The organism is Bradyrhizobium sp. JR3.5 (assembly GCF_054057015.1).
Map to the genome: position 1 here is coordinate 4,986,878 of NZ_JBSRYV010000002.1, position 25,761 is coordinate 5,012,638.

Annotated in this window: 16 protein-coding genes and 11 pseudogenes; 13 read left to right on the plus strand and 14 right to left on the minus strand. The window is 59.5% G+C overall.

What is annotated here, in order from left to right; translation table 11 throughout:
• The first annotated feature begins 522 nt into the window (after positions 1–522).
• Positions 523–1,227 carry a hypothetical protein gene (locus tag ACVWW1_RS40905; protein WP_456659807.1) on the plus strand — a complete coding sequence of 235 codons (705 nt, stop codon included), beginning with the start codon at positions 523–525 and terminating at the stop codon, positions 1,225–1,227.
• A gap of 83 nt (positions 1,228–1,310) precedes the next feature.
• On the opposite strand, the pseudogene ACVWW1_RS40910 reads toward ACVWW1_RS40905, so the two are convergent.
• Positions 1,311–2,261, minus strand: a pseudogene (locus ACVWW1_RS40910) (IS481 family transposase); the annotation flags it as partial.
• A gap of 332 nt (positions 2,262–2,593) precedes the next feature.
• Between ACVWW1_RS40910 and ACVWW1_RS40915 the strand changes: the two are divergent.
• The 4 genes and pseudogenes from ACVWW1_RS40915 to ACVWW1_RS40930 all read left to right on the plus strand — a co-directional run.
• On the plus strand, positions 2,594–2,809 hold the full coding sequence (locus tag ACVWW1_RS40915) for a DUF6788 family protein (RefSeq protein ID WP_456659808.1): 216 nt from the start codon (positions 2,594–2,596) through the stop codon (positions 2,807–2,809).
• A 5-nt stretch (positions 2,810–2,814) separates the two neighbouring features.
• Positions 2,815–4,217 (plus strand): annotated as a pseudogene (locus tag ACVWW1_RS40920) (ISNCY family transposase).
• A gap of 172 nt (positions 4,218–4,389) precedes the next feature.
• Positions 4,390–5,559 carry an IS110 family RNA-guided transposase gene (locus ACVWW1_RS40925; RefSeq protein ID WP_456659809.1) on the plus strand — a complete coding sequence of 390 codons (1,170 nt, stop codon included), beginning with the start codon at positions 4,390–4,392 and terminating at the stop codon, positions 5,557–5,559.
• Between the two features lie 604 nt (positions 5,560–6,163).
• Positions 6,164–6,498 (plus strand): annotated as a pseudogene (locus tag ACVWW1_RS40930) (AMP-binding protein); the annotation flags it as partial.
• A 69-nt stretch (positions 6,499–6,567) separates the two neighbouring features.
• On the opposite strand, the pseudogene ACVWW1_RS40935 reads toward ACVWW1_RS40930, so the two are convergent.
• Positions 6,568–6,747, minus strand: a pseudogene (locus ACVWW1_RS40935) (SDR family NAD(P)-dependent oxidoreductase); the annotation flags it as partial.
• A gap of 251 nt (positions 6,748–6,998) precedes the next feature.
• On the opposite strand from ACVWW1_RS40935, the gene ACVWW1_RS40940 reads away from it, so the two are divergent.
• Positions 6,999–7,151, plus strand: a complete 153-nt coding sequence (locus tag ACVWW1_RS40940) for a hypothetical protein (protein WP_456659810.1) — start codon at positions 6,999–7,001, stop codon at positions 7,149–7,151.
• A 55-nt stretch (positions 7,152–7,206) separates the two neighbouring features.
• On the opposite strand, the gene ACVWW1_RS40945 is transcribed toward ACVWW1_RS40940, so the two are convergent.
• Positions 7,207–7,392 (minus strand): hypothetical protein, encoded by a 186-nt coding sequence (locus tag ACVWW1_RS40945; protein WP_456659811.1) that lies wholly within the window; start codon positions 7,390–7,392, stop codon positions 7,207–7,209.
• Between the two features lie 694 nt (positions 7,393–8,086).
• Between ACVWW1_RS40945 and ACVWW1_RS40950 the strand changes: the two genes are divergently transcribed.
• Complete coding sequence (locus tag ACVWW1_RS40950; protein WP_456659812.1) at positions 8,087–9,136, plus strand: alpha/beta hydrolase family protein; 1,050 nt, start codon at positions 8,087–8,089, stop codon at positions 9,134–9,136.
• A gap of 337 nt (positions 9,137–9,473) precedes the next feature.
• Here ACVWW1_RS40950 and ACVWW1_RS40955 read toward each other — a convergent pair whose 3' ends face one another.
• Positions 9,474–9,809 (minus strand): hypothetical protein, encoded by a 336-nt coding sequence (locus ACVWW1_RS40955; RefSeq protein ID WP_456659813.1) that lies wholly within the window; start codon positions 9,807–9,809, stop codon positions 9,474–9,476.
• A gap of 198 nt (positions 9,810–10,007) precedes the next feature.
• On the opposite strand from ACVWW1_RS40955, the gene ACVWW1_RS40960 reads away from it, so the two are divergent.
• The gene (locus tag ACVWW1_RS40960) at positions 10,008–10,178 is read left to right on the plus strand and encodes a hypothetical protein (RefSeq protein WP_456659814.1); all 171 of its coding nucleotides are present in this window, start codon (positions 10,008–10,010) and stop codon (positions 10,176–10,178) included.
• Positions 10,179–10,233: 55 nt separating this feature from the next.
• Here the strand turns inward: ACVWW1_RS40960 and ACVWW1_RS40965 are convergent, their stop codons facing one another.
• The 6 genes from ACVWW1_RS40965 to ACVWW1_RS40990 form a co-directional block, all read right to left on the minus strand.
• Positions 10,234–10,728 (minus strand): 3-keto-5-aminohexanoate cleavage protein, encoded by a 495-nt coding sequence (locus ACVWW1_RS40965; RefSeq protein ID WP_456659815.1) that lies wholly within the window; start codon positions 10,726–10,728, stop codon positions 10,234–10,236.
• A 13-nt stretch (positions 10,729–10,741) separates the two neighbouring features.
• Entirely contained in the window at positions 10,742–11,581 is an 840-nt protein-coding gene (locus tag ACVWW1_RS40970; RefSeq protein WP_456659741.1) for an ABC transporter permease, read from the minus strand.
• Positions 11,578–12,819 (minus strand): ABC transporter permease, encoded by a 1,242-nt coding sequence (locus ACVWW1_RS40975; RefSeq protein WP_456660786.1) that lies wholly within the window; start codon positions 12,817–12,819, stop codon positions 11,578–11,580. Before ACVWW1_RS40975 ends, ACVWW1_RS40970 begins: the two co-directional genes overlap by 4 nt.
• Positions 12,820–12,897: 78 nt before the next feature.
• The gene (locus tag ACVWW1_RS40980; protein ID WP_456659816.1) at positions 12,898–13,737 is read right to left on the minus strand and encodes an ABC transporter substrate-binding protein; all 840 of its coding nucleotides are present in this window, start codon (positions 13,735–13,737) and stop codon (positions 12,898–12,900) included.
• A 19-nt stretch (positions 13,738–13,756) separates the two neighbouring features.
• Entirely contained in the window at positions 13,757–13,966 is a 210-nt protein-coding gene (locus ACVWW1_RS40985; RefSeq protein ID WP_456659817.1) for a hypothetical protein, read from the minus strand.
• 78 nt (positions 13,967–14,044) lie between these two features.
• Positions 14,045–15,139 (minus strand): ABC transporter ATP-binding protein, encoded by a 1,095-nt coding sequence (locus tag ACVWW1_RS40990; RefSeq protein WP_456659818.1) that lies wholly within the window; start codon positions 15,137–15,139, stop codon positions 14,045–14,047.
• Between the two features lie 595 nt (positions 15,140–15,734).
• Here ACVWW1_RS40990 and ACVWW1_RS40995 point away from each other — a divergent pair.
• The 3 pseudogenes from ACVWW1_RS40995 to ACVWW1_RS41005 all read left to right on the plus strand — a co-directional run.
• Positions 15,735–16,049, plus strand: a pseudogene (locus tag ACVWW1_RS40995) (IS66 family transposase); the annotation flags it as partial.
• Positions 16,050–16,145: 96 nt separating this feature from the next.
• Positions 16,146–17,405 (plus strand): annotated as a pseudogene (locus ACVWW1_RS41000) (IS256 family transposase).
• A 6-nt stretch (positions 17,406–17,411) separates the two neighbouring features.
• A pseudogene (locus ACVWW1_RS41005) lies at positions 17,412–17,583 on the plus strand (IS66 family transposase); the annotation flags it as partial.
• Between the two features lie 378 nt (positions 17,584–17,961).
• On the opposite strand, the pseudogene ACVWW1_RS41010 reads toward ACVWW1_RS41005, so the two are convergent.
• The 4 pseudogenes from ACVWW1_RS41010 to tnpC all read right to left on the minus strand — a co-directional run.
• Positions 17,962–18,831: pseudogene (locus ACVWW1_RS41010) on the minus strand (IS91 family transposase).
• Positions 18,832–18,883: 52 nt separating this feature from the next.
• Positions 18,884–19,147 (minus strand): annotated as a pseudogene (locus ACVWW1_RS41015) (transposase zinc-binding domain-containing protein); the annotation flags it as partial.
• 31 nt (positions 19,148–19,178) lie between these two features.
• Positions 19,179–19,472: pseudogene (locus ACVWW1_RS41020) on the minus strand (tyrosine-type recombinase/integrase); the annotation flags it as partial.
• Positions 19,473–19,476: 4 nt separating this feature from the next.
• A pseudogene (tnpC, locus tag ACVWW1_RS41025) lies at positions 19,477–20,206 on the minus strand (IS66 family transposase); the annotation flags it as partial.
• A 1,086-nt stretch (positions 20,207–21,292) separates the two neighbouring features.
• Here tnpC and ACVWW1_RS41030 point away from each other — a divergent pair.
• The gene (locus ACVWW1_RS41030) at positions 21,293–22,375 is read left to right on the plus strand and encodes a carboxyl transferase domain-containing protein (protein WP_456659819.1); all 1,083 of its coding nucleotides are present in this window, start codon (positions 21,293–21,295) and stop codon (positions 22,373–22,375) included.
• Complete coding sequence (locus ACVWW1_RS41035) at positions 22,375–24,921, plus strand: CaiB/BaiF CoA transferase family protein (protein ID WP_456659820.1); 2,547 nt, start codon at positions 22,375–22,377, stop codon at positions 24,919–24,921. The genes ACVWW1_RS41030 and ACVWW1_RS41035 overlap by 1 nt, the downstream gene beginning before the upstream one ends.
• The last annotated feature ends 840 nt before the right edge of the window (positions 24,922–25,761 follow it).

The window sequence follows — 25,761 nt, forward strand, 5'->3', positions numbered from 1 at the left end:
CATTGCTTGCGCGGCGGGTTCGATGCGGGAATCTCGTACAGGCAATAGTGCGCATTGTAGGCATGCCAACTGCCTCGAAACCCGACCAGCAGGCCCGAAAGAATGCCCTACGCGCCGGGTCCGCACCTACTGTGATGGTTCTGTGAGATATCCGGGCTAGACATGCGGCGTACGCTGGCTAGTTCCAGTTCATATTGCGGGGAGCGCCGCATCTTCCCGTTCTTGTGAACGCTCGTCGGCGGGATTTGGACGATGCCGGCCGCACATCCGAAATTGCGGCCCTTTCTCCCGTTCAGAGGCGCAGCTTCTCGTGATTCGCGCTGTCGATCCGTCGTACAGGGCATCCAGATATCTGTGCCTCCGCCGGAACACACCGGCGTCCATCCTGGGAGACCTTGACCGAAGAAGGGAGGCGTTGCTGGCACTGACGCGGTGCAACGTACAAAGAATCTCGCATTATTTCTGCTCCGGCGCTCGGAAAAGCGCCAAAATTCGGTGCAGAAGTCATGCCAAAGTTTGTGCATGACAGAAATCAGCCGCTGCCTCGGAATTCTAAATCTCGACTTGGGCTTCTCGCTTAGCGAGCCGCCGCGCCCGCCCCGGCCTCGTTCGTTGATGAATCCAGCAACCTTCAATCTGCCGGTTATCTCCGAAGCGGTTCCCGGAGCGACGGTGGAGAAGGCTGTGCAAGGCGATCCATCTCTTGAGCCGGCCATCCTCTTAGCAGCCCAACGTCTCCTCGAAAGAGGGGCGATTGTAATTAGTTCGAACTGCGGCTTCTTCGTGCGTCATCAGGGGGCCGTTGCTGCTGCGGTCAATGTTCCCGTGGTGCTCTCGAATCTGCTACTGGCGCCTACGCTTCTTCTTCAACTGCCGGCCTCTGCGAAGCTTGCCGTCGTCACTTACGACTCAAGGCATTGCACGGAGGATCTGCTCGGTGTGAATGACCCCGAACAGCGTAAGCGCGTTATTGTCGGCGGCATCGAAGGCGGCAAATACTGGCACGACGGCATGAAGCGACCCCTTCCGCCCACCGACGTTGAAGCCATCGAGAATGACGTGCGCGCGTGCGTCACACGTCTACGGACATTGCATCCGGAGATCGCGGCTATCCTGCTCGAATGCACCGCGTTCCCTCTCGCCGCCCCGGCCCTCCGCCGCACCGAGAAGTTGCCGGTCTACGATATCACAGACCTGTGCCGGATGACGATCGCCTCACTCGCATGAGCTGCTGCGCCGCGGCCCGTTCTCACCATCTCTTCGCGCAATCGGAATTCAACTGGTCCGACCTGCTGCGCCATCAAGTGGGTGTGGAGCCTCAGGAGGTTGTACTTGGTCAAACCGAACCTGCTGATCGGCGTTTGAGATTTTCTGCCCCCGTGGGGTCGATGCCAGTTGTATTGATGCAGCCAGATCGGCTGCTCTTGGGCGCGCCGATCTGACGTTGGATCGGCTCGGGATACGCCGATTTCCCAAGCGCGGTCTGGATGAAGCGCTCGGCTTTTCCGTTTGTTTTGGGAGTGTAAGGCTTGGTGCGGATGTGCTTGATGCCCAGGTCTCGGCAAGTGTTCGCGGAAGGCGAACGCTTGGTAGCAACTCCCGTTGTCGGTCATGACGCGTGTGACGGCAATGCCGAGGCTATTGTAATATGCCACAGCTGCCTTGAGAAAGGAACAGCACCGTCCGGCCGTCTCGTCGGGCTTGATCTCGGAGAAGGCGATGCGGGAATGGTCGTCAATGCAGACGTGGACGAAATCCACCCGACGCCGCGGCTCTTGTTCGGACCAGTCCGATCGCCGGTGTTGCGATGGCCGACACGCTCGAAACGCCCGAGCTTTTTGATGTCGATGTGAATGATCTCGCCTGGGTTCTCGCGCTCATAGCGGCGCTCTGGCTCGGCCGGGCTCCAGATCGCGTATCCGGTTTAATCTCAAGCGGCGAAGAATGCGGCTGACGGCGGCCGGTGACGCTTCGACCTCGGCTGCGATTTGCTTGCCGGTGTGGCGCTGCCGACGCAACGTGTCGACGGCCTTGCACGTGATTGGCGGGGTTTGGCTCGACCATTAATGGGGTCTGGAGGAGCGATCACGCAACCCATCCACACCTTCTGCGCGGAACCGCTTGACCCATTTGGCGACGGTCTTCGCCGTCGTGTTGAACTGGTAGGCCGTGTCCGCCTTGCTCAGGCCGCCCTCGACCACGCTTCGCGACATCGCCTCTCGACCTTTGGGCGTCAAAGGCGCATTCTTCTGGACGTTCATCTGGTCTCTCCTTGAACACGGAAGCTTCGCAACCTCAGCTTCCTCGGTCCAGATCAGATGGACAACCTCCTGAAAGACACACCGAGCTACTTCCCGGCGCAAAATTAGGTGGACGTAGTCTGCGTTCAGAGTCGGCCGATCGGCGGAAGACTGCAAGGTCGAACGGATCGGCGCTTGACTTGTTTGGCCGCCATTGATTCGTTCTTATGAATGATTCGTGAGCGAACCGTGAGAGCGCGCGACAAGCTCGTCGGCAAGCTGCCGGCCACCGGCGAGTCGCTGCGCGGTTCATTGCTGGAGCGCACCGTCCGACATACCAAGGGCTGTCCTAAATGCGCGCGCGGCGAAGGGCACCCGGTGTTCGACTCACCGTGACATACGCCGGCGGACGCACGCAGCAGTTCAGCGTGCGTCGCGAACGGGTCGCCGAGGTTCGTCGCTGGCTCGACAATTATCAGAAGCTGAAGCAGGCGATCGAGGACATCTGCGAACGCAATCATGAGCTGCTACGTCCAGAGCCGCATCGAAGGCGCGGGGCGGCGAGATGATTGAGATGCGGCGGGCGCAACTCAGCTTTGGGCGATGGGCTGATCGCCGAGGAAGTGAGTGATCTTCGCGAAGAGTGGATGCAGCACGCCGATCAGGTGCCGGCGGACGAGCAGATCGTGGCGGCGGTGCACGAAGCACTGGCGAAGCGGTGCCCGAAGAGCCGCAGTCGTGGTCGGCTCGGCACGCCGGCAGAGGTGGTGTTACGCCTGTTGATTCTCAAGCACATGCGGAACCTGAGTAATGGTGCTCTGGAACGAAAGGTGCGCGCCAACCTCGTGTACCGCGACTTCTCGCGGGTGGGCAGTGGCAAGATGCCGGACGCCAAGACCATGGGGCGGTGGGGTCTGGCGGTCGGGCCTGAGGTGCTCAAGCAGATCCACGATCGATGGTGACAATAGCGCAACGGCGTCCTTGCGGGCCGGCGGATGCGCGTGGACACGACCGTGGTGGAAACCAACATCCACCATCCGACCGACAGCACATTGCTGGGGGACGGCGTGCGGGTGTTGGACCCGGACCATGAGGAAAATCACAGACATTGTCGGCGCGGTCGGAACCAAGCTGCGTGACCGCAGCCGGAGCGTGAAACTGCGGCTGTTCGAGATCGCACGAATAGCGCGCACCAAGGGTCTGCTCAATCGCGATCGATTGCAGCAGCGGTATCGCCGGCTGCTCGAGACGACGAGCCGGGTGGAGGGACAGGCGAAGCGGTTCTCGAAGGAAATATCCAAAGGAGTGAAGAAGGCCACGGACATTCTGCAGCAGATCGCACTGGAGGGACTCCGCGAGGAGCTCGACAGGATGTTGCCGCTGGTGCTGCGGGTGATGCGTCAAACCCGGGCGCGCATCTTCCACGGCGACACCCATGTGGAAGATAAGGTTCTCAGCGTGTTCGAGCCGTCGACCGAGATCATCCGCAAGGGCAAGGCCGGCAAGCCCAACGAGTTCGGCAAAATGATCAAGCTGCAAGAAGCCGAAAACCAGATCATTGTCGACTACGAAGTCTATGCCCGGCGCCCCAATGATTGCGATCTGTTGATCCCGGCCATCGCAACCCACCAGGTCAAGCTGGGGCGCGTGCCGCGGCTGGTGGCGACTGACGCCGGGTTCTACTCTGCCAGGAACGAGGCCGCTGCGAAAGCAATGGGGGTCAAGCGGGTATGCATTCCCAATCGATCGAGCAAAAGCCCTGAGCGCAAGCGCGAACAGAAGAAGCGCTGGTTCCGCGATGGCCAGAAATGGCGCACGGGACGTGAAGGACGCATCAGCGTGGTAAAGCGGCGAAACGGTCTCAATCGATGCCGATACAAGGGTGACGCCGGAATGCAGCGCTGGGTCGCCCTCGGCGTGATCTCTGACAATCTCGTCAACATCGGTCGGACGATGAGCAGCCGAGCCGCTCCGTAGACCTCGCACCCATCATTGCTCGCTTCGGACCCCGCCGTCCACCCCGGCGGGGTTTGCTTAAAGCATCAATTTTGCGCCGGGAAGTAGATCTCCTATGCAGGCGCGACGGACAGGAGGTTTGTGTTACCGCTTCGGTTTCTACCTTCCCACCAGGTGCATAGGAGAGACGCTGATGGAAACCCGGACAGTGAACAACCTGCCGCCCGCCGCAACCCATGATGACGCCGTACGCTGTCTTCTTGCAATCGAATTGAGCAAGAAAAGTTGGATTGTTGCCGTCAACACGCCCTTGTCGGACAAGGTCAGTCGCCACACGTTGAAGCCCTGCGATGGGAAGGAGCTGTTGGATCTGCGCGAGCGGATCCGGACGCGAGTTGCCAGAGAAACAAAGCAGCGCGTGGAAATCATTTCTTGCTACGAAGCTGGCTACGACGGCTTCTGGCTCCACCGCCTGCTCGAAGCACACGGCATCCGCAACTACGTCATTGATCCGGTAAGTCTGCAGGTTGATCGTCGGGCGCGTCGCGCGAAGACTGACCGCGTCGATGTCGAGCGATTGCTCCGATCACTGATGGCGTATCTGCGGGCTGGGCCGAAGGTTTGGAGCGTTGTGCGCGTGCCAAGTGTCGCCGAAGAGGACAACCGTCGGCTCCATCGTGAGCGTGGTCGGTTGATTAACGAACGTATCCAACATGTCAACCGGATCAAGGGACTGCTCGCGATCCATGGCATCTATGAGTACCAACCCCTGCGCCGCGATCGGATGCAGCAGCTGGAACGGTTGCGCACCGCTGATGGTCGGTCGTTGCCGCCGCGGCTCATGGCGGAAATCCTGCGCGAACTGCAGCGGTTGGAGCTTGTCATCGGAATGATCAAAACGATCGAGGCGGAGCGCGATGCCATTGCATCGGCCAAGACTGAGGCGGAGCATACGAGCGCAAAGAAGATCCAGGATCTGGCCATAATTAAGTGCATCGGGCCCGAATTTGCGAACACACTTGTCGGCGAAGTGTTCTACCGCTCATTCGACAATCGCAAACAATTGGCGAGCTATGTCGGTCTGACGCCAGCGCATTTCCAGAGCGGCGCGACGTGCCGTGATCAGGGGATCAGCAAGGCTGGCAACGCCAAGGCTCGCACGGTCATGATTGAGCTCGCCTGGCTGTGGTTGCGGCATCAGCCTGGCAGCCCCTTGAGTATCTGGTTCCGCGATCGTGTTGGCAAACTCAAGGGCCGCATCCGGCGGATTACGATCGTCGCCGTCGCACGCAAGCTGCTGATTGCGCTCTGGCGCTATCTTGAGACAGGTCTGGTGCCTGAAGGCACCGCTCTGAAGGTGTGACTAGATTCACTGAAAGAGGACGAAAGGAACATTACCGATTCCAAGGCGGATGTGTGACCGGTAGCCTAGCCTGGCTGCAATACGCCGCAAAGTAGAATGGTCCCATCCTCCTTTGAGCCCTGCGCCCTCGCACTGTTGCATGAGGGACCTTGGTGCGGGCTCGTCCCGACCGGATATAAGTTGATGCGGCGAGCGCCGCATAGCGAAAGGGGCTCCGCCTTGGGTCAATTGAACAAACGTCATCGGGAACGTCAAAACGGGGAAAGAGGATCAACAGAAACGCAGTTACGTTTGCAGCGTAATGGGCCGGACACCAATTGTAGCTCGGCGCGCGCTTTCGCCGTCAACCCCTCGCGCCTTCCGGCGCGACCCTCCGGGCTCCGGGCGGTTGACCGCTCAGCGCGGCCAGGCAAAGGGGCCTGCCGTACCATCAATGCAGAACTGCGCTCGCACGAGCCCCCCTCTTGAAACGTAGGAAAAGAAGAAATGTTGATCGCGAAAAACTTCTTGACACGCCAAGCCCTGACCTCTCCATGCGGCCCAATCTTTGGGTGACCTTAGTTAGCTCCGTTTCCGGAACCAAGTATGACTTCCGTCGATCCCCGTCATCGGACAGGATCGCCCCTCGATCGGTCTGCTTGCTTGCCCAATCTTCACGCCTGCCGGCAGCCCATGGGCAGTCCCGATGCGGGCTTTGAAGAGGCGATTAGTGAGGCGTCCCGAGGTGATTGCCTTCTTGAGGCGTGGGCTTGAGGCGCACAATGCCTCTGTCGCCGGTGCCAGCAGCCGCAGGATCGGGCGCGCTGATGGTCGAGCCGCCTTCGATCGACGACGATGAGCTCACATACGAGGGGTACATTAACCAACGGACGGCGCTTGAGCGCCGCCTTGGTGGGGCGGCTCTATGTCGATCCACCTGATGAAGCGGTAATCATCTAAAATGGACGGAAGACAGCTTCAGAAGGAGTCGGATCGATCCCAAGGAGGAAATTCTCTTTGAGACCGACACACGTCCTTTTCCGAACCCGCATTCGCTGTCACGGCATTTTGGAAGGCCGCCCGTTTTCTTCACCTCCCCGACGATGTCGGCAACGGCTTCCGTGCGGCCGACCGCGATCAGTTGCGCACCCTCCTTGGCAAACAAAAGCGTTGCGGCGCGGCCGATGCCGCTGCCGGCGCCAATATGATGACGGATTTGCCTTTGAGGCGGCCCGCATCTAGCCGTGGGCCTTCCGCCGCGCGGAGTTTTCAAACGCCAAATAAATCCTCAGCGGCTTCCCCGTTTCCGACATCGTGACGTCGAGTACTGATAGCTGGGCACTGGTTTTCGATCCGCCCGTTCTAGTTCTTGAAGAGCCGTTAGACGTGCCGGACAAGAAGCTGCGCCAGTATCTCAGGAACGACGATCAAGACCCTACACAAGGGAACTGGGTAAGACCATGATCTCCGTCACGCACGATCATAACGATGCGCTCGCCATCTCTGATCGAGGGTGCGGTGATGCACGAAAGCCGGATACGATAGGTTTCTGCGCTGCCGGGCATCCATCGCAGACCGCCGACTTGTTCGTCGCGATTCTTGTCAATCGGTGACATCAATTTCATATCTGCCAAGCTCAAACCCGACATCGTTCACGATCCGTAGGCCTCACGTCGCCTTGTTCGCCGGGCGCTTGTACCAGGCCACACGAAACGAATGCAGCGGCCATGCGAGTTCCGTCGCGTCCTTGACCGCCACAGCCGATTCACGATCTCCAAAAAAGGCAACATCGACCCAATCGTCTAGCCAGAGCAGGCATTGGACCTTGAATCTAACGGGCATGATCATCTCCATCTAGTGGCTTTCCACTTCCGTCGGCCCGATGGCGGCACGACGCCGGTCGTTCAAAAGGCGACGAACTGCCGATCCGTGCCGACGAGCTGAGAGCATAAAGTACAAGTTCTTCATGCGAGGGCGGCACTGGATGCGGCGGGGCGATCGCTCGCTTAGCCTGCAGGTTAGCACGCTCGCTGACGTATTTCTTGCGTTCGAAGTGTCCCAGTGCAGGGATCCTGCATCTAGACCGGCTTTCGCGTGGCCAATTATGGAAGTGACGCCCAAGGCGCCTACCCCCGCGAATGTCTGCGGGGCCTGATCGGTTGTGCGATTATTGATGTTCTTCCCGCGCGATTTTAGCGCCGGGCAAAAAACGCGGATCACCGGCTGGCGTCGGCGTTGGCATCGATGGGTCTCGACAAAAGCTCAGATCCCGTCTCGTACCTTGCTCGCGCAAACCCAGAGGTGACCTCACCGCATGAAAAGCTGCGCGTTATCCCCGTAAGAAGCAGAGTTTCGGCGACCTAAGGTCCCACATTAGGGAGGATCGACTTGGCAGCCAGGTAATACTTGTACACGAAGTGCAAGCAAGCTGAAGCCGACTATGTTACCGATTGAGTTGATGCGGCTGCTGCTCAGCTTCGTACTGACGACTACGCTATCTGGGCGATACTGAGCGGATAGTGGGGAACCGCACCAAGGGGCGAATCGCATGTTGTGCGATACTTGGCCTTACGTAAGAAGCGATCTTGCGTCCACCCGGCGAGCCGCCGCGGCGTTTCTAGACGATCTCGAGGACAACGATGGGGTCGCAAGTCGGCGGAACTGGGTCGCAAGATGGACTAACATCGGAGATGCCCACTGCCGTGTTGGTGACCTGAATATCGATAATGGAGCCTTCGATGAGGCGACCGATGCTTGGCTTTGCGCACTAACCGCGTTTGAAGTTGCTAAGCGGTTAATGGATGAAGACGATCCACATAGTGGAGACGTGTCGGCTAAAGTAGAGATCGCCATTCAGAGATTCGGATCTCTGGCGCCGAAGGTGGACCGGGTGAGAATTGCGTGCTCCGATCAATGTGAATTTCTGGCCTACTACTTGCCTGCTGGCGGTCGCGATTTATGCGCGCCGGCGGTCATTTGCATCAGCAGAGAAGAAGATACAGGAGCCGCACTGCTCGGAAGGCTCTTGCCTACCGTGATTGGGCGGAGCATCTCGGTTCTCATTGTGTCTTACGACGACGTCAAGAATCGGTGGCTTGGTCAATCGGAAATCTTGTTGTCTTGCTGTTTGGATTATTTGTCAGCGCGGCCCGACGTTGATGCCGCTCGGATTGGCGTCTTCGGAGAAGGGCTGTCAGCCGTTCTAGCTACTGATTTCGCTTTATCTGATCGTCGCGTTGCTGCGGCGGTTTGCGACGGTGGCCTTTGGAACTGGGTGCGGACTCTGGCGTCTGTCGACTGGATGACGAAGACTGCAAAAGCACTGGACGACGACGTGGTGCCGGCGCATCGCTCGCGATTGGTGCGGCAACTGAGATGCCCGGTTCTCGTGCTCGCCGGTGGGCGTGGCACTGTCAGCCTGTCGGAGGCGACAAAACTACAAGCTGACTGCACGGCAGCGCGTATTGATTTGGAGCTGGCCATGCCCCGGAAGGGCCGGCCATCTCTGGGGGAGATCGAAAACTTCGTGACTACTGACGATTGCATCTTCGGGTGGCTAGAGCATAAGCTAATGCGCCTAACTCCAGCGTCATTGTAGGCTAACGTCGTGTGTATACTTCGTCGAGGTCAATGCCGGAGCAAGTGATTCCAACCTGTGAAAGCGGAGATCACCAGGATGCTCGCGAGCGCATTAGCTACCTTGGGGTCCCAAAAGCAAACCAGTCGTGGCGACGGCACGGCGATATGGCGTGTTCTGGATTACCTTACACTGGCGCGGAATGATCTCCAGCGGTCCGATCTTGCGCAATCGGCTATCACCACAGCATGGGCGGCTGGCTGGTACCGGATAGACGACCCGCCACTGTGTTTTCATCCAGCGGCGGTTAGAGTCTCGGGATTTTTTGCAGCGAGACGGAAGTTTGAACCATCCAGAACTAGAGTTTTGCGCCTCTGATCACGCTGGCGGGCTGGTTGCGCCGACGTCGTTTTGCAGCAAAATCCGCGCTCGATTGCCGATCGCCCATGGGGCCGCTCTTCGTTGTACAGCAACGTTTGAGAACGCCCACAGGACTGTTCTTCGCGAGGTTCTTTATCGACATCATCCCTGGTTTGGTCGCCGAGTTTACGTTCACGGAAGGGTCGACAAGGCTGACGATGTCGCTTTCCGCTGCTCTCTGGATGGATCGCAAACAGATCGTTGGCTGGAGGTTCCAGCCTGGTGTTCGACCGGACGGCATGCCTTGAGGCTGAGCTTTTGGCAGCTCGGCCATTTGTCAGCATAACCGCACTTGCAGCGCTTTGTGCGCTTCTCGATCTGGCGTTGAAGGATCGAACGCCATCAGCTGCCCCGCTTTCTGGCGCATCCAGAGCCTCTCACGACCAGAATCGGGCAGAGACCCATGTCATGGCAGACGGCAATGCCAGGGAGCGGATACCGACACAATCGACAACCGCGGCCGCAGCCGCAGATGGATCTGTTCGGGAGCGGCCTGTCGAACGGCGCCATCGGCGCGCCAGCATGGTCGGAGCTGCCAGCGGAAGCCCGGGCGGTCCTCACGAGCCTGATGACGCAGTTGATCCTCGACCATGCTGCGATGACAGCAATGCCGCCCGCGAAGGAGGTCGATCATGATCTCTGACAAGGTCAGGCCTTATCATCTGGAGCGCAAGGCGATTCTTTACGTGCGCCAATCCTCAGCCCATCAGGTGTTGCACAATCGCGAGAGCAGCGCGTTGCCCCTCCCTGACCAAGTCGCGCGCGATCCACAGGTGACCGGTATCGAACGCCTCGATCTCAGGACGCCCCCCGATCTCTTGCAGGCGCGCGGCCATTTTGCGCACCGTCGGATAGGTGTTGATCATAACAAATTCGCCAGCGCCGAAATTCATCGACCCGCAGTCCAATGTGCAGATCTCCGGGAGCAACTCTTCCACATGCACAATCCGCTCCAGGGCTCCCGCCATGTCCGTTCGCGCTGGGTTCGGCGGCAGCGGCGCATCAGGCCCGCTCAGCACCAGGTCGCCACCCATCCCTGTCGTCAGGTTGATCACCGGATTCACATCCGACTTCCGAATGCGCCGCACAACTTCCCGATAAAGCGCCGGATCCCGCGAGCCCTGCCGGGTCTCGGGATCACGAACGTGAATGTGCACCGCCGCCGCCCCGGCCCGCGCCGCCTCGATCATCATCCGACGGGATCCGTCATGTGTTACGGATACCGCGCAGCCGCTCCGAGCGACGACGGAGGAGCTCAATTGTGGTCAGCATGCCAAATGCGATCAGGGTCAGCACGGTAGCGGCGGCGGTGATGGTCGGACTGATTTCCTCGCGGATTCCGGAAAACATGACTCTGGGCAAGGTCCGTTGCTCGGGGCTGGCGACGAAGAGGGCGAGCACCACCTCGTCGAAGGAGGTGCCGAAGGCGAAGAGCGCGCCTGAGATCATCCCTGGCAGGATGAGCGGCAGGATGATCTTGAAGAAGACGGCGATCGGCGGCGCGCCGAGCCCGGCGGCCGCGCGGATCAGCGAATGATCGAAGCCCTTCAGGGTCGCGGTCACGGTGATGACGACGAAGGGCGTGGCCAGCGTCGTGTGCGCCAGGATCAGCCCAGTATAAGTATTGAGCAGCCCTACATCGGCATAGAAAAAATACACGGCCACCGCGGTGATTACAACCGGCACGACGATGGGCGAGATCAACAGGCTCATCACCGCCGTGCGCCAGGGGAAGTTCGGGCGACTGAGCCCGAGCGCGGCTATCGTGCCCAGCGCGGTTGACAGCAGCGTGACCGACACCGCGACGAAGATTGAGTTTTGCAGCGCACCCAGCCAACGGTTGGTGAGGAAGAACTCCTCATACCAGCGCAGTGACAGCCCTGGCATCGGATAGGTGAAGAAGGGCACGGAATTGAAGGACAGCGGGATGATCACAAGGATCGGCGCGATCAGGAACAGCAGCACCGCGCCGCAGATCAGCCGGTGCAGATAGTACCAGCCCTTCTCCGTCGGTGAGGCATAGGGGGAAGGGGCCACTGTTCTCATCCCATCTTGATCCGGTCGACGCCGACCAGTTTGTTGAAGACGTAGTAGAGCAGCAGGGTCGCGGCGAGCAGGATTGCGCCAAGGGCCGAGGCCATGCCCCAGTTGAGCTCCGCGTTGGTGTAGTGGGCGATGAAGGAGCTGATCATCTGGTCGGTCGGCCCGCCGACGAGCGCGGGGGTGATGTAATAACCCAAGCACAGGATGAAGGTCAGCAGGCAACCGGCAGCGATCCCCGGCAGGGTCTGGGGAAAGTAGACCTTCCAGAAGGCGTAGAAGGGTCCGGCGCCGAGCGAGCGGGCAGCTCGGAGATGGCTGGGCGGTATCGTCTTCATCACGCTATAGATCGGCAGAAGCGTGAAGGGCAGCTGAATATGGGTCATGGCCACCACAGTGCCGACCCGATTGAAGATGAGCTCCGCGGGCTGCGATATGATATGCAGCGCCATCAGCATGTCGTTGACGACGCCATGATGCTGCAGGAGCACGACCCAGGCCGTGGTGCGCACCAGCAGGGAGGTCCAGAACGGTAGTACGACCATGATCATCAGGAGATTGCTGGTCCTGAGCGGCAATGTCGCCAAGAGATAGGCCGCCGGGAAACCCAGCAGCAGGGTCGCGGCGGTCACGCCGATGCTGATGCCAATCGTACGCAGAAAGACGTCGCGGAAGATCGCGTTATCCGGCGGCGAGGCGACGATCTGGCTGTCGGAGCCGTACTGGAAATCGACGGAACGCAGCAGGTAATAGGCCGTATAGGCCGAGCGTCCGCGCTTCAGCAAGCTCCAGACGTCGCGATGAGCCCAGAGCGGATTGATCTCGATCAAAGCCGTTTTGTAGGGGCCAACGGAAAGCGTGCTCGCCCTGCGCGCGCTCGACGTGACCTGGCTGCCGACACCAGGCAACTCATAGTTCATCCGCTTGCCGATCGCCCCCGTGGTCTTCTGCACCCAAGCCTGCTTCAGGTCTTCGGCGAGAGCGGCATAGACGCGCTCGTCTGGCAGATCCTTGCCGTCCCACGCGCTCAACGCTGCCGTGGTTCGCGGCATCAGCGCCAGCAGTGTATCGTCATGAATCGCGGTGAACATCATCCGGGCGATCGGCGAGACAAAGGCGACCAGGATGAACAACAGGAGCGGCAGGACGAGGGTGACGGCCCTCAGCTTGCGCCGGCGCTCGACCCGCTGCAGCTTGACGCGCAGCGGAATGCTGTCGGAACTGCCGGCGATTTGGGCGACCATCGTCACTATCGACACCTCTCTTCTCTCATTTCCTCAGGCGGCGAGGAGAGCGCAAGCCCTTCCCGCCGTTCCTTGTTCTTACTTCGCGAGCCAGGTGGTAAAGCGCTGGGTCAGGTCATCGCCCTTCTCAATCAAGAAGGCGGCGTCTCTCTGCAGGCCACTGGCCGTATGGTCGGGCGCCGTCGGAAGGTGGGGCACGATCGCCGGATCAACAAGCGACATCGCGTCCTCGTTGGCAGGCCCGTAGGGCAGGTAGCGCGTCAGGTTAGCCTGCGCCTGGGGCGAGCCGGCGAAGGCGAGGAACTTGTAGGCGGCGTCCCGATGCGGACTACCCTTGGGAATCATCCAGTAACCGACCTCCCACGTGTGGGCATCCCACATGATCTCAAAGTGCTTGCCGGAGTTCTTGACGGCATCGTAGATGCGGCCGTTCGGGGCTTGGGTCATGACGACTTGGCCATCAGCCAGAAGCTGCGCCGGCTGGGCGTTGGACGTGTACCAGACGACGTCCTTCTTGATCGTGTCGAGCTTCCTGAAGGCGCGGTCGACCCCCTCGGGTGTGTTGAGGACGTTATAGGCGTCCTTGAGGGCCACGCCGTCGGCGATCAGCGCCCATACGAGAAATATGTCGGGAGAAACCTTCCACAGGCCGCGCATGCCGGGGAATTTCCGGGTGTCGAACAGGTCGGCGATGGTCTTCGGGCCGTTCGGCAGCTTATCCTTGTCGTAGGCGATGATCGAGGCAGAAACTTCGTACGGCACCGCGCAGTCGTACTTGTCGCCACCCATGAACTTGGCCCGGTCGAGGCCCAACCTCTTCCAGTCGATCGTCTCAATGATGCCCTCGTCGCACAGTTGTATGGCTGCGACGGAGTCCGCGTCGACCACGTCCCAGCTCACGCTCTTGGACTGGACCATGGCGCGGATCTTAGCAGACTCACCATTGTACTCGTCTTCGATGATCTTGATCCCGGCCGCCTTTCGAGAAGGGCTCGAAATAAGCCTTGCGCACGGCCGCCTGGTAGACCCCGCCAAAGGAGGTGATCGTCAGCTGCTCGTCCGCAAAGGCGGATTTCACCGCCGCAAACGTACCCGTCGCCAGGCCGATTAGGGCCAAGGCGCTCGCAATCCTCAATAGCTTTCTCATCGTCTGCTCTCCCCTGCTTTGCCATCCCGGCGGCGTTGCCGAAGGCCCGCCTTGCTCGCGGCGAAGCCTTGGTCGTCGTCATGGCGCATCGAGCGCCCGACAATCCTCCGTTTTCCAGCCGATGGTGATCGCTGTACCCGGCTCGAGTTGCACCACGCCTTCCGAATTCGGCAGCTTGATCACAAAGTCATCATGGCCGCACACCGAGACGCGGGTGCGCACGTGGTCGCCCAGATAGATCACCTCCGCAACCCGCGCGCTGAAGACATTGGGCAGCGAGCCTGGCGTGGGGTTTAGCTTCACCCGCTCCGGCCGCAACGACAGCACGGTCTGCCCACCGACTGCCTCGACATTAATCGCCAACGCCTGCACGTTGCCAGCGCCCGAAATGTCTACCTTGCAGGTTGTACCATTCATCGCGACGACCTTTCCGTGTAGCCGGTTGTTCTCGCCGATGAACTGGGCGACAAAAGCGTTCTGCGGTCGCTCGTACAGCTCGGCGGGCCCGGCGACTTGCTGAATGACCCCGTCGTTAAACACCGCTACGCGGTCCGACATGGTCAGCGCTTCGCCCTGGTCATGTGTCACATAGACCACGGTAACGCCGAGATCCTCGTGGATATGCTTGATCTCGAGCTGCATCTGCTCGCGCAACTGCTTGTCCAAGGCGCCGAGCGGTTCGTCCATCAGCACGAGCTTGGGATCGAACACGAGGGCGCGGGCAAGTGCGACACGCTGCTGCTGGCCGCCGGAAAGCTGACCAGGCCGGCGCTTGCCATAAGCGCCGAGCCGGACTATGTCGAGCGCCCGCTTGATCCTGGCCTCGATCTCGGCCTTGCCGAGTTTGCGGACCTTAAGCGGGAAGGAGAGGTTCTCCTCCACGGTCATATGCGGAAAAAGCGCGTAGTTCTGGAACACCATGCCGATGTCGCGCTTGTGCGGCGGCATGTTGTCGATCGAGCGCCCCTCCAGCAGGATACTGCCTTGGGTCGGCACCTCGAAGCCGGCGAGCATCATGAGGGTCGTCGTCTTGCCGGAGCCAGAGGGCCCCAGCATGGTCAAGAACTCACCCCGGGCGATGTCCAGGTTAAGATCCTTAACGACCAACGTTTCGCCGTCATAGGTCTTCTGGACGCCGGAAAACCTCACAAAGGCATTGTTCATGCCTGGCATCGATCCCTCCCATCCTGACACTTGTCCCGTGGCGCTCCATCATGAAGCCAAGATGGTTTTCTCGACGTATCCAGTTTTCTTGAACGCCCGGTCGAAATCCAGGGACACGCTGCATAAGGCGCCTATGGTCGAGCAGACGGCTCATTGTTTCCTACCCTGCGCTTTGACTTCGCGACATTGCGTTCGTCGAAGGTTTCAATCTTTTACGGAAATATTATCGAGCCTTAAGAGCTGAATTTCATCAATGTGTCCAGGCGTATCGCCGAAATCCTGCGGCGACCAAGGCGAATTTAAAGGTTTATGTCGGTTGGGGGAAGCGCCGATGAATGATACGCGAGGTGGTAGCCGCTTGTGTCAAGTGACGAAGCGGAGAGCACGGTGACATGATCTATCCCGGTCCACTGCGGAAAATACGAGTGCTTGTCATCATCGACAACTGCGACTCCTTTGTGTCTTACGTTGCTCGACGCTTCAGTAGGCTTGGTGAAGCGACGGCGGTGATCCGGAATGACGCTGTCAGCATCGGCGATCTTGTTGGCATCAAGTCGCGCACCACGGCATCTAAGTGCCGGCAAACGGGGGCGTCCACTCCATCGGTTCCAGCGCTTATCCCAAGCTTGCCTATCGCGGCGAGGTCGAGCTCGCATTCTGCTGGTGCACATGCGGCGCAACTTCTACGAACTCGCGGCAGCCGGCCCCGCTCCGATCGCGAGTGAGGCCCTCAAGCACATTGCCGCATTCTATGCGATCAAGAAGGAGATCCGCAGCCGCAGCACGGAGGAGCGCCGTCTCGTGTGGCAGCAGAAAAGCCGGCCGCTCGCCGATGCCTTCGAGGCATGGCCGCGCGGCAGCTCTCATCAGCCAAAAGATCAAGCTCGCCGACGCCAACCGCTACGCCCTCTCGCGCTGGAGCTATGCGGGAAACTGGGTGATGACGGGTTGAGAGAGGCGGCGCATCGAGGCGGGTGTCGAGCCTGCCAGAACCTCTCAAGGAGAGCGATACGCCATCAACGAGACTACCAACATCCTTGCCTTCCGTCAGCCGTCTGCGGTTGACGATCCACTGACAGAAATTCTGCGAAACGGAGCCCGTGAGCTGCTCGTCCAGGCCGTCGAGATCGAGCTGCAGGCATTTCTGGAGACGACGGCGGAGCTGAAGCTGCCGGATGGCCGTGCCAGGGTGGTGCGGCACGGCTTTGGCCCTGCGCGTAAGATTGCCACGGGGATTGGCGCGATCGAGGTCGCGCGGCCCAAGGTCAGAGACCGTGGTGCGACCGGAGCTGATCGGATCCGCTTCACCTCGGCAATCCTGCCGCTGTGTGCGCGGCGGACGAAGAGCCTGGATGCCCTGCTGCCGATCCTCTATCTGCGCGGCATCTCGACCGGCGATTTCCAGGAAGCGCTCTCGGCACTGCTCGGCAAGGACGCGCCGAACCTGTCGCCATCGGTGATCGCAAGCCTGAAGGCGCAATGGCAGGGCGAGTACGAGCGCTGGCAGAAGCGCGATCTGGCGGCGCGGCGCTATGTCTACGTCTGGGCCGACGGCGTCTTCCTGCAGGCCCGGATGGAGGACCACAGCGAATGCATGCTGGTTTTGATCGGCGCGACGCCCGAGGGTAAGCAGGAGCTGATCGGCTTCCAGGTCGGCGTGCGCGTGAGCGCCCAGAGCTGGCGCGAGCTTCTGATCGACATTCGCCGGCGCGGACTGTAGGTCGCGCCTGAACTGGCGGCCGGCGATGGTGCACTCGGCTTCTGGAAGGCGATGGACGAAGTCTTCCCCGGCACGCGGCGGCAGCGCTGCTGGCAGCACAAGACCGTCAACGTGCTCAACAAGGTTCCGAGCTCCGTGCAGAGCGGCATGAAGAAGGCTTTGCAGGACATCTCCATGGCGCCGAGCCGGGCTGCTGCGGAGCTTGCACTCGAAGCCTTCGCCGAGAAATACAGTGCAAAATATGCGCGCGCGGTCGATTGCCTGGTCAAGGATCGAGAGGATCTGCTGGCATTCTATGACTTTCCAGCACTGGGTCCACTTGCGAACCACCAATCCGATCGAAAGCGTGTTCGCCAAGTGCGACACAGGACGGTTCGGACCAAGGGATCGTTGTCGCCACAGACGGCCAGGCTGATGGTGTTCAAGCTGATCGATGCAGCCTCGAAAACCTGGCGTCGATTGAAAGGGACAAATCAGTTGCCGAAGATCATCGCCGGTGTCAGATTCGCCGACGGCATCGAGGTCATTCCGACCCAGCAAAGCCACGCCGCCTGATCGGCTCTGTCACCCAGATTCAGGCATAGCTCCTCGCGCTGGCAGGGGATGACCAGCTTCATCGATGACGGCCGCATCGAACTCGACAATAACACGTGTCGAACGATCGATCCGCTACGTGCTGTTTGCCGGATCCGACGGCGGTGCCGAAGTCCTCGCGTCCTTGATCGAGTCCTGTCTATGCCACGCGCGGCATAGAGAGCGTTTTTAGATTGGCAGCGCGTGGTTCGGTACCCAACACGAGCACTCGCGAGGGGCGCCGGTAATCGAAAAACGTGTTGGACGAAGCCGCGGGCACGCCGCTGCAGCTATGGGTGTTGAATCACTGCGCCGTTATTTGTGGACGTCGTGATCTGGACTGGAGACGAGTCCAAAGCGGACATTATCACGAAAGTACTGGGTGGAAGCGACATCTGGGAAGCGAAGTAGCCGAAAAATGCGAAGCGCCGGAGGTTTGACGTCGGAAGAACGACAACAATGCATCTATCGGCTGCCACGGCGGCCGGAAGAATTGCGAAATGGAAGGTGGCGGTTCTTGGTTGATCGATGTCTCGCATCAAGAAGTGTCCGGTGAACGAGCGGCACTGAACGAACCTGGCTGCAATACCTCGACGCACACCATATGGCCTTGATGACAGGATGGACATTGACGCAAGGAAGCGGCATTGCAGTGCTCAGCCTTCTCGGGGCAATCGGGTGGCTCTTTTGGCTCCGAATGAGCATCGGCGGATATCATTCCGAGCAGTTCACGGCAGCGAGCGAGCTTTTGCTTGCGGTAGCGGTTACTCAGAAAACCATAGTAGCGAATACGTTTGAAGCCTTCGGGCAGGACATGGATGAGGAAACGCCGAATGAACTCCCGGGCGTCCAGCGTCATTACTTTCTGCTGGCTTCCGTGGCGGTAGTCCTTCCATCGAAAGCGCACTTTGCCGTCTTCGATATCGATGACACGGCTGTTGCTGATCGCTACCCGATGCGTATAGCGGCCGACATAGTGCACAACCTATTCGGCGCTGCCAAATGGCGGCTTGGCGTAGATAACCCAATTGATTCTGCCGACATCGTTCAGATAACGCTGAAACGCAGCCGGATCACGCAACGGTTCCAGCGACGAGAAGAATTGTAGCTCGCCGGTATCGAACGACTTTTGCAAGGCGCTGAGAAATAGGCGCCGGAACAGACGGGAAAGCACGGCCACGGGAAGAAGAAGCCGGGCCGGCACGCGATCCAGCGGCTGCCATCGCGGGGACAGTCCTCCTCCAGGAACGACGCAATGGAGGTGGGGATGGTGAAGGAGGTTCTGGCCCCAAGTATGAAGGACAGAAAAGAACCCGATCTCGGCACCGAGGTGCTTGGGGTCGGCAGCGATAGTCCGCAAAGTCTCTGCAGCTGTGCGGAACATAATATCGTATACGGTGCCAGGCATGCTGGAATGCGATCGCTGCGATTTGGTCGGGTATGGTGAAAACAACGTGAAAATACTGCGTATCGAGAAGCTCCGCTTGTCGGGCCTCGATCCAATCTGCCCGCGCGAGCGATTGGCACTTGGGGCAGTTGCGCGAGCGGCAGCTACTGTAGGAGATCCGCCGCTCTCCGCAGTGATCGCACTGCTCGACATGGCCACCGAGCGCGGCTGTTCGGCAGCGCTCGATCGGCGTCATTGCTGCACGTCGTTCGGTCGATAGAGACCTCCAGTGCTGCTCGCGCCAGGCAGCACCATAGCGGCGGAAGATATCCGCCACTTCCGGACCTGAGCGTCCTATGGGGCCGCCGTCAGAAATGTTCAGGCGGCGGCGGTGGTGGTGGTGCCTTAGGGATTGGGCGCGGCAGCAGCTCCAGCGGGCTGGTCGCCGCGCAGATTTTGTTCGTGGCTATCCGGAGATATTGCGCGGTTGTGGACAGGCTGCGATGGCCAAGCAAGAGCTGGATGGTGCGAAGATCGGTGCCGGCCTCGAGTAGATGGACGGCGAAGGCATGCCGCAGCGAATGCGGCGTCACGGGCTTGGCAAGGCCCGTTAGCCGATGCGCCTTGCTACAGGCGTCCTGCACCGCGTTGGTCGATATCGGCTCGTTGGGGATACCCGTCGTAGGCGTCGGCCTGCAGGATGCCGGCATACCGGGCCAGATGCGTCCGGGGATGCTCGCCTTGCGGTCGCGTGAGTAGTAGAACATCGCCGCCGGCGGCCCCGCGCCACCAAACGGCCGGTCGTCCCGGACGTAGATCCAGCACCGACCTGTATCTGACTTCCCCTTGGCCAGCACCGGACGGTCGTATCATCGGCATGAAGGCGCTCGGCTGCCATCACATGAGCTTCCAACAGGTGCAGGAGGGGATCCAGGACGCGCAAACTGATTCCACGGCGTCCGCCACGGTCGACAGCGCGACCGGGCACCTTCCAAAGCGTAGCGCTCGGCAGGGCGGTTCAGCGGCTGGTGCTGGCCGAACTTCTCGAACGTGATCATGGCCAACAGGCTCGGACCGGCCCAGCCTCGTGCGACGGCATGGAATGGCGCTGGCGCCTGGCTGATCTTCTCGCAGTCGCGGCAGGTAAACTTCTAAACTTCTCCCGCACCGTCTCGATCACCTTCCACTGGCGCGGCACCACTTCCAGCGTGCGCGTCACGTCCTCGCCGAGCTTGCGCAGACGATTGCGGCCACAGCACTCACAAGCCGCCGGTGGATTGATCACCACTTGTTCCCTGGGAAGGTGCTCAGGGAAGGTCTGGCGCTCACCGCACTTGCGCGTAAATCCCCAGACCGTCGTCGTCTTGGCGACAGCCCGTTCCGCCATCAATTCGTTCAATTACGCCGGGCCGTTCCACATTGGGGGCAAGGTCATGTGGTAAGAAGATCGTGATTGCTTGGCATTGCGGAACAACGCGAGAGCCCGTGCCCTTTCCGACTTCGAGCGTGGCTCGCCAAACCTTATTGTCAGTAGACGAATTAGGAATTTCCATGGCCGAACTGAAATTCGATTAATCAGGAGCGGAGAGCTTCGGGTGACGTGCGCAAAGCTGATGAGGCCAGACTCGCGTCGCATCATGCGTTGCTTGGAATTCTGTGTGCACGTTGCATCGGAGTCCTCGTCAGGAACGATAGAGTGATCTAGCGATATTGTGTGCTAGGCGAAAACCGACCGCGCAAATTGATCGCAAACGCGGAGGCGTGTGCGTTCACGTCGCTCAAGGAAGACGAACAGTCAAGGTGCTTCGTGTGTTTCTATCGTGAAGGCGCGTCATGCTTGATTGAACAGTAGACATCGCAGGTATTTCACGCCTGCGTTGCCCGCGAAGCGATCATTGCTCTCCGTCAAAAATAAAGTTGATTTCATTTTACTGACTGTACATCTATCACCTGTACGATTTGCAGGGGCGAAGCGAGGTAGTTCATTGTGTCCAAGCTGCGGGCGAGTAATGCCTGCTGCTTGAGATTGCCTCGACTTTCTCCGCCGTCGCTCCTGCGACCGGCGCGCAGCGGAGCGTCATTCAGGGGACCTCGATTATGAGAATGTGATCATGAGCAACACTACAATCATTGATAATGTCGTTCCGCGCACAGACGTCATCAAGCGCGCCGTTCGGCTTGGCGCCGGCGGCGCCGCTACCACCGACGTTCCCACGCTATCTGATTTGGTAGTGCCCAAGCGCAGTAACCTGTGGTTAGTTCGTTTGAACCACAGCGGCCGCCCGCAAGCTTGGAACGTTCAATTCGGCCCGATGTCGCCAAGCCGCGCTGTCGTACCGAGTCGCCCGAGCGTCGGGTGCTTATTCCTGGCAGATTAGAATGGAGAACAAAATGCCCAAAATGCAATGGCGGACGGCTCGGCATGATCCTCGATGGTCTGTCTTCGAGATAGTGTGCCAAGCGTTTCGACCTCGTGCCTGTCATGGCATTCGTTTCCGGCTACTGCTTCGGTAGCACTGCGGCGATGTTGGGCTATTGCGAAGTTAACATTGGGACGAGAAACACCTCGATCGGCATAGCTAGACCAGCGATGATCGAAGACGGCTGCGTTCGTATTTACCATCATGCCGAAGTGGTCCGGATCTCTTTCCTGTCTCCAAACGGCGTCAACGTTCTCGTCGAAGGTGAGCGGCAAGGGACGTGCACTCGCGCTGAAACGCATATTGTATTTCGAGGCCCCGAACGCGGAATGAAAAATGGTGACCAGCGGCTGCTGCGGTCGTCAATTCCGGAGAATCTTCTGAGTGTCTATGACTTCCGGGCGGGGATCGATGTTATCACCGACGAGGATCCGATGGTCGAATTGCACCACGACGTGGGCCTCGGTATGAGCTCAGCGTTGGTTCGCATCGAGTGCAAGCCATTCGGCTCTATCCCGAACAAACCCAGGCATCTCGGCGTCACTATCGATTTCGCCTTACGAGGTAAAGCCGCGCGTTTTCTGCAGCTTTGGGACGCATTCGACTTGCCAATCGTATCGCTGTGCGGCACGTTCGGCTTCATGGTGGGGACCGAGGCCGAAAAAGCTGCCGTCGTGCGTCACATGTCGTGTATATTGGCTAGCGGGGTGAGCCTGCTCGTCGCGCTGGCCGGTATTGTGTTGTGCAAGGGCCGTGGTCTACGTACGCAGTCAGGGATCGGGAGCGACTTTCATGCTTTCTTTGCCGCTCCGCAGCGAACCGGAAAATTCGGCGGCATGGAGCTGCAGAGCTTACTTGCGGCACGGCGTCCTCCAGCAGATGGAGTCCGTCGCCGGCCCCGAGCGCAAAGAACATTAATTGAGAAACGGCGCGGACCTGTATGTGAACGGCAAGCCTCGTATCGATTGCGTCGGTGTTTGAGGTCGAAGAGCTTAACGATTTCGCGAAGACAAGACTTCGGATCGCTGCGGCTCTGCGATATGTCCGAGCGCCAGCATCTCGCACCAATCGCAACACCCATGTATCTGTGCATGGAGAGCAGCGCGGCGTTGCGATGTCGACGGGCAGGTTCGCGTGACAAATGATGTCCCTGAGCATCAGCATGGCTGAAAAAATGGATCGCTCGATGGGAGTGCTATCGCATCTGCGGGTCATCGAGATCGGCAGCTCGGCCGCGACCAGCTATTGTACCCGGTTGTTTGCTGATTTCGGCGCCGATGTGCAGAAGGTCGAGCCGCCAGCAGGAGATCCGCTTCGCCGCAGCGCGCCACTCACGGGTGATGGCCAGAGCGCGTGGTTCGCATTCCTGAACTTTAACAAGTCCAGCATCATCATAGATAGCGCCAAACCCGACGCGATCGCGCGGTTGACGGCACTGATCGAGGATTGCGACATTCTGGTCGATGGGCGCGATGTTGATCCCGCGGATTGCCCGTCCGTTGATATCATTGCGATCCGGCAGCGACGTCCCGGGTTGATCTACCTCGAAGCGAGCTGGTTCGGCCGCGAGGGTCCCTATGCGGGATTCACCGCAACGGATTCCACCGTCCGTGCGCTCGCAGGCCTCATCAAGCTGACTGGGTCAGTCGAGGGGCCGCCATTGTACGCGCCGGATTTCCAGACGGGTATTCTTGCCGGCCTGTGGGGCTTTATCGCGGCAGCTTCTTCGACACTTTCGCGAATGCAGGGCGGGGCAGGCCGGTCGTGGTCGCTCAGTATCTTTGAATCGAGTCTCGCTCTCAGCGAGGATTTCGTGTTAGGGGCGTTTGTGCGCGGCGATGTGATGCGCCGGATTGGCGTTAACCGCTTCTGGCCGAACTTTCCGTCCGGCATCTACGAAACCAAAAAAGGTTGGCTTGGTGTTACGACGGTAACGCCTGCACAATGGCACGCGTTCTGCAACATGCTCGGCTTATCCGAACTGCGTGATGATCCGGCCTTGGTCCTCGGCGAAGATCGATTGCATCATATGGAGCAGATCGAGCGACAGTTTATGCCGAGGCTGAAGACGCGGACAGCGCAGGAATGGTTTGCGGAGGGACTGAAACGCAAGATTCCGATCGTGCCAGTACCCGAAATATCAGATCTGCTTCAGGACGTGGAGAAAAGGGAACGCGGCGCAATCGTTCCCATCCTGCTTGGCAAAGAGGAGGGCCTGACGGCTGGTTCGATGCAGCGGCTGACCTTGACGCCGCCGCGTCGGGGCGGCAAGGTGCCAGCTCCCGGCGAGCAGCAGGCTTTTGCGGATACCCGAAGACAGCTGAGGGGCGCGGCGTCGGCGTCATCGGGCCGCATCAATGCCGGCGGGCTGCTGCCACTGCAGGGAATTCGTGTCATCGATTTCACGATGGGCTGGGCAGGTCCATTGTGTACGCGCACCCTGGCCGATCTCGGTGCGGACGTCATCAAGATCGAGGCCATCCAATATCCCGATTGGTTTCGCGGCGTTGACCGGCGACCTGCTTACGTCGACGGTCAATTGTACGAGAAAACGATACGCTTCTGCATGATGAATCGAAACAAGCGCGGTATCACTCTCGACCTAACACGGTGCCAAGGTCGCGCTCTCGTCAAGCGGCTCGTAACTGGAGCTGATATTGTCGTCGACAATTATTCGGCTGACGTGCTGCCAAAGCTTGGGCTTGGCTATGAGGTGCTCAGAACGGTCAACCCGCGGCTCGTCATGATGTCAATGTCAGCCTTTGGCACGAACAGCGTCCATCGCAATTGCCGAGCCTACGGCTCGACCCTCGAGCAGGGGTCGGGGTTGCCGAGCGTGGTCGGAAATGCCGGCGATTCGCCTGTGATGAGCCACGTCGCGTTCGGGGATGCGGTCGGCGGGTTGAACGGCTGCGCTGCAGTTCTGGTTGCACTGAGTCATGCCCGCAACACCGGGCAGGGACAGTTCATTGATCTATCGCAGATCGAGTGCATGATGCCGTTCGCGGCGCCGTGGATCACCGTTCATTCGATCGGCGGTACGCCGCCGATAAGATACGGCAATCGACATCCGCAGTTCGTGCCGCACGGCTGCTTCCGGTGTGCGGGGGAGGACAACTGGATCATGGTAGCGGCGACAGATGAGGACATGTGGCAGAAGCTGGCCATCCTCATTGGCCGGCCAGACTGGGCCACGGACGCATCGCTGAAATCTGCTGAAGCGCGCCGCGGCATCGAGGATGTGATCGAGAAAGCCATCGAAGCTTGGACGCTCACCCGTGATGCGGATAAGGCTATGTGCGAGTTGCAAGTTGCAAAGGTTGCGGCCGGTGTGGCCCGCCTGCCGATCGACCTGCTCAAGGATAGACATCTCAGGTCGCGCGCATTTCTGCAGGAAGTCGAACGCGCTTTCATGGGCTTACATCCGCAGCCCTCGATGCCCATTCGCGAGGGCGTAGGGCCATATGCGATCCGCACAGCGGCGCCGACGCTGGGACAGCATAACAGAGAGATCCTATCAGGCCTTCTCGGACTCTCCGACGCCGGGATCGCGGAATTGGGCAGGGATGGCATCATCGGGGGGATGGCATCATCGGTACAGCGATGCTGTCCGAAGGAGAGCTCGCAAAAAAAGCAAGAAAGGCATCATAACTCTGATAAATTTCCCAGATTGACGACCCACTTATGGTAGATTGCCTGCCGCTGATAGCGCAGCATCAAGTAGGCAGACGGAAACAATCTCCGCTGTCGTGAAGACATGACCAATGCTGCACTATTGCATCGTAATGATGCTGGTGCCTTTCAGGCACCCAGCATCGGAGCAAAAGCGGGCGACGATTGCCCTTCGCATCCCAGTGATAAGGTCAAGATGACGGCGGGAAAACCAGCGCCCCGGAGAGCGGCGTAGTCCATCTCGGCGGCAGTTGGCTGATAATGTTCGCTGGCCTCTCGTCGTTCGCATTCGCATCAAGGAAGCTTGGCGCCGCGCCCGCGGCCACCGTATCGTTCAATGCCGAAATCGTCGAGTAGCCGGGGGAGGTAATTGATCGAGGCAGAGGGTGATGTCGTTCCGGCCGGGCGCGCTTTTACTCTTCTAATTCTACTCTCCTAAGCTGTGTCCCGCGTTGCGCTATTCTGGACTTGTCACGAGACTATCGAAGTCCGGATGAAAACCTCACCGAAATCCGACGTTCGCGCGGACTAATGCCAAGCGGCTTAAATCAGCTGCGCATTCCCGCGCTAGCCGCTCCCGATTGGCTCAGTTCGAAGACGGCCTATAGAACGCCGAAAGATCGTTTCGGTTCCGAAGTCGACAACCTGCATCTATATCGTACATGTGCAGCTCTGGATCAAATACTACAAGCCTTAGTAGGTTTGTTATTCCCGGTTCTGACGTAAGTGAATTAAGCCGATCTGACAGCTGCGCTACCGCACGCAAGGCATTTGAGAAGGGATTACTTATCGAACGATGCGGGCCCATTGATCAGGTCATAAAATTTTTGCCTGCACTCACGATCGACTCTGAGACGTT